This is a genomic window from Aestuariivirga sp., from assembly GCF_037139295.1.
Classification (GTDB): Bacteria; Pseudomonadota; Alphaproteobacteria; order Rhizobiales; family Aestuariivirgaceae; genus Aestuariivirga.
In genome coordinates this window covers 1-3,688 of record NZ_JBAXGR010000193.1, presented here as the reverse complement: position 1 = coordinate 3,688, position 3,688 = coordinate 1, and the positions used below count along the sequence as shown (strand labels likewise).

General features: G+C 62.8%; 5 protein-coding genes and 1 pseudogene. 1 reads left to right on the top strand and 5 read right to left on the bottom strand.

The genetic code is table 11. The features are described from left to right. Positions 1-410: 410 nt before the first annotated feature. Genes WCJ41_RS20625 through WCJ41_RS20605 form a run of 5 tightly spaced genes read right to left on the bottom strand, consistent with a single transcriptional unit; the run spans position 411 to position 3,264 of the window. A complete protein-coding gene (locus WCJ41_RS20625) occupies positions 411-1,352 on the bottom strand; it encodes a hypothetical protein (RefSeq protein WP_336907715.1) in 942 nt (313 codons plus the stop codon). Positions 1,353-1,358: 6 nt separating this feature from the next. Next, complete coding sequence (locus WCJ41_RS20620) at positions 1,359-1,595, bottom strand: hypothetical protein (RefSeq protein ID WP_336907714.1); 237 nt, start codon at positions 1,593-1,595, stop codon at positions 1,359-1,361. After that, positions 1,595-2,380: a hypothetical protein gene (locus WCJ41_RS20615; RefSeq protein ID WP_336907713.1), complete on the bottom strand. Its 786-nt coding sequence runs from the start codon at positions 2,378-2,380 to the stop codon at positions 1,595-1,597. Before WCJ41_RS20615 ends, WCJ41_RS20620 begins: the two co-directional genes overlap by 1 nt. A gap of 8 nt (positions 2,381-2,388) precedes the next feature. Continuing rightward, complete coding sequence (locus WCJ41_RS20610) at positions 2,389-3,069, bottom strand: hypothetical protein (RefSeq protein WP_336907712.1); 681 nt, start codon at positions 3,067-3,069, stop codon at positions 2,389-2,391. Positions 3,070-3,072: 3 nt separating this feature from the next. After that, positions 3,073-3,264 (bottom strand): hypothetical protein, encoded by a 192-nt coding sequence (locus WCJ41_RS20605; RefSeq protein ID WP_336907711.1) that lies wholly within the window; start codon positions 3,262-3,264, stop codon positions 3,073-3,075. Between the two features lie 170 nt (positions 3,265-3,434). On the opposite strand from WCJ41_RS20605, the pseudogene WCJ41_RS20600 reads away from it, so the two are divergent. Beyond that, positions 3,435-3,688, top strand: a pseudogene (locus WCJ41_RS20600) (DUF1998 domain-containing protein); the annotation flags it as partial.

Sequence of the window (3,688 nt, the reverse complement as noted above, 5' to 3'; positions counted from 1 at the left end):
CATCACAAGCCGGCGATGGGCTGAACTGTCATGAGTTCTGTCGGTTGGTATAAGGCCACAGTTCAACTCGAAGAAGTTTGAAGCCTACCTAAAGGCCAACCAAGTCTCTGATCGACTGATCTCTACTATTCGACAACGACTGACGGCGGTTAACGAGGAGATATCTCAAGACTCGACCAATCTCGGGCGTGGCTTCTGTATTGGACATAGCTTCTTCTGCCAACAACGCGCATCTGGCCAATCGGAAACCGAATGGTACCGGGGCGTTATTGAAACAGAGATATTACCACTGCTCACCGAATACTGGTTCGATAATCCAACCCGAGTCGAGACCTGGCAGCAGCGCCTCCTGGATACGAACTGAGAATGCCCGGCCTCATCCCCATTCAGAACCTGTATTACCTCTTCTGCTACGCATGGGATCGTCTGGAAGAGGGAGACGTCATCAATGTAGGCGGTGTCGAAAGCCCGGAACTCGTGGATCTATTCGCAAAGGTCCTAACCGGTGGGGTTCGACACCTCATGCGCAGGGGCATTGATCGACAGTACACCGAGCGAGATGAGCCGCTGTCGACCGTGAGAGGTCGAATAGACGTGACCAAGAGTATGATGGCGGCACGATAGTCCGTGTAGTCAGTGCGCCATTTGGATTTGGCGGCATCCCACGACACCCGGGTCAGCCGGTTCGGCACCACGGTGAGGCTGGCACCGTTGGCGCCGGCGTCGATCGCCTCGGAGCCGCTGGGTGTCAGCAGGACGCCATTGGTCGCGCCGCCAGAGCCCAGGAACCACAGGGTCGCGCCATGCCCAAAGCTGGCCCCGGCGATCAGGGTCAATGTCCGGGCGGCGGCCGTGGTGTCAAACACCAGCACCTTGCCGACGTCATGGGCGGTGACGGTGTAGTTGGCGGCGCCCTTGTCGACCCAGAGATTGCGCGCGCTGGGCACGTAGATCGAGGCCGAGGCTTCGTGCCGTCCCCGCTCGACGTCGCCGGTACCATTATAAAGGTAGTCGACGGCGCGCGTGGTGCTCCAGGCGCCGGCGTCGCTCTCGTCCAGCCAAACGCCACCGCGTGGCAGCCACGCCGGCCTGGCCGTGGCCCGGCCGCCCAGTGCCATGTGCTTCATCCAGGTAGCGAGCGGGGCGGAGAATACATAGACCGGCGCATCGGCCACCGCCCACGCGATCGCCGAGCCGGTCGACGAGGCCAGCACGCTGCGGCTGATGGTGGCCGCATCGGAGTCGCGGGGCGAGAGCAGCACGATATTGGACGTGGTCGCGGCCGTGGGCGCGACATACGGCATCACCGCCCCGATCGGCAGCGAGCCATAGAGGGGCGGGTTGGTGAGCATGCGTCGCTACTCGTGCAGCGGTCGCGGGATGAGATCGTAAATGTCTTCGACACTGGCGCGCGGCAGATATTCAAGAAGAGGCCAGTACTCGGTGTGGAGGGTATCGCTCAACACCTCGACGCCGAGAATGTAGCGACCATCCGTAAGCTGGACTGGTTTTAGCGCAGCAAGGGCGGGCGCTTCCCCGGACGGACCGCGTATGGCGTCGGCCTGGGCGGCGGTGAGCAGGATAACGGTCGCCATTACGGCACTCCCACGGCGGTCATGTAGGTCCGCATGGCGTTGTAAAAAGAGACTTCCTTGCCGGCGAGGCTGGCGCCGATAAAGGATGCCGCGACGCGCGATGAGGAGAAAGACGCCGGACCCGCCACATAGGCGAGCGCGCCAAACTTCTTGTTCTGCAACGCAATCGACGGCGCGTTCGAGGTGATCGTCGAGACGCCGTTGCGATACAGCGCGGAGACCGCCGCTGCCGTCCGTTGGGAATGGAAGAAGCCGCTGGAATTTCCACCACTCGCCGGCGTGCCGGAGGGATTCGTGCCGGAGTTGATTTCCCAGCGGTAGTTGTTCCCGCCGTAATACGCGATGAGCATGCTGTAGGCGCCATAATCGAAGCCGAAGTCGACGCCGCCGATGGTGGCGCTTTGAGAAATCCACCCGCCGAAGCTCGCGTCGTCGCGCGTGTAATTGAGCCCTGCCGCCGCCGCACTCAGGTTCGTGTCGAGGTAACTGGTGGCGCCATTTCCGGTGTAGCCGAGGTTGGTCGTGAAGGCCGGGCTGTTGACTGCCGTGGCGATGCTGCATGCCTTCAGGTCGATCAATGCCTGCGTGGTGTTCTCGGCCGCGTGCAGCCAGATCCGATCAAGCATCGTCCAGACGCCGGCGCCTTTGAGGCTCACGATTAAACTGGAGACAAGAAGCTCGCGCGCGCCTGTAACGGTACCGCCGGCGGCTTTGATGGAATTGACCCACGTACGGGCGGAGGGGTCGGACGGCCCCAGTGCCAGGAGCTGCGAGGCGGCAATCATGTGCCGGCCTAAAAGTTCTGCGCCACGTCGGCCGCGAACCATGTCGTTCCGCCGTCGAGCGTGGTGAAGGTGAAGAGGTCGCGCTTGGCGTTGGTACTGCTGAGCGTCGGCGCGCCTCGCAGCCACGTCACCGATGCGGGCCAGGTCCACGTCCGGGGCGTGCCATCGGCCGTGAGCATGAGGGTGAAGTTCGCCGCATAGCCGGCGGTCATGTTCTGGATGGCGAGGGTGGTGACGTTGGCGTTGTTCGCCACCTTGAACACCGTCGCCGCGGAAAGATCGAGATTGAGCGTTCCGGCGGAGATCGTCGGGGCTGCATAGGTCTCGCGCTGACCCAGGCTGACGATGGGCCCGGTGAAGATGAAGTTGCCGTAATTATCGGCGAGCGGCGTCTTGCTGGCCGGCGCCACCAGAGAAACCGTCTTCGTGCCGGCCGAAAAGCTCACCGTCGCGCCGGTACTGGATTTTAGCGGCGTGGCCCGGGTGATGGCGCCTGCGCTAAAAGTGCATAGCGCGATCTCCCACTCCGCCGCCGTGGCGTGCTCGATGAGGCCCCAGAAGGTGTCGCCGTTGGCGAACCCGGCCGCCGACAGGCCCAGCATGCGAGTTGTGGCCCCCGCCAGCGTAAGCGCGCCGGTACCGGTGCCAAGAGTCGTTTCCTGGACACGATCAAGGATCTTGTGCGCCACTGGCTAGCCCCAGAGTTTGAGAATGGGTTTTGCGTTGGCGTTCACCGCCACGCCGAAGCAGAAGAGATTGCGCGAGGCGCCGAGGCCCAGCCGGTTGGCGTTGGCCACGTTGATCACTCGGCCGACCACGTCGGCGAACGGATCCATGACGACGGCGATCTCGAAGACCTCTCGCCGGGTGCGCAGCAGCCGCATCTGACGGTCGCCTTCGAGCTGTGCCGCGGCCTCCTCCGCGAACCCGCCCGCGACCGAGACCACCGGCGCGGTCGGATAAGGCTTGGCGCAAGCTCAGAAAGCTCGAGCCACTTCACGAGAATTTTCCCGGCATTCGCCTAGTCCTGCTGCACTCACTGGCGCACGCTCTTATGCGCCAGATCGTTCTCGATTGTGGGTATACCGCAGCCAGCGTGCGTGAGCGTCTTTACTCCCGGCAACCAGGCGAAGACGGCGGACCAATGGCGGGCATTCTGCTCTACACCGCTGCGCCGGACAGCGAAGGTACTTTGGGAGGGCTTGTCGAACTGGGTGACCCACTCACTCTCGGTCGCCATCTGCAACAGGCATTAGTGAAGTGGTCCCGGTTGTCTGAACAGATTTTCCGCGTCGATAAGTGGAGCGT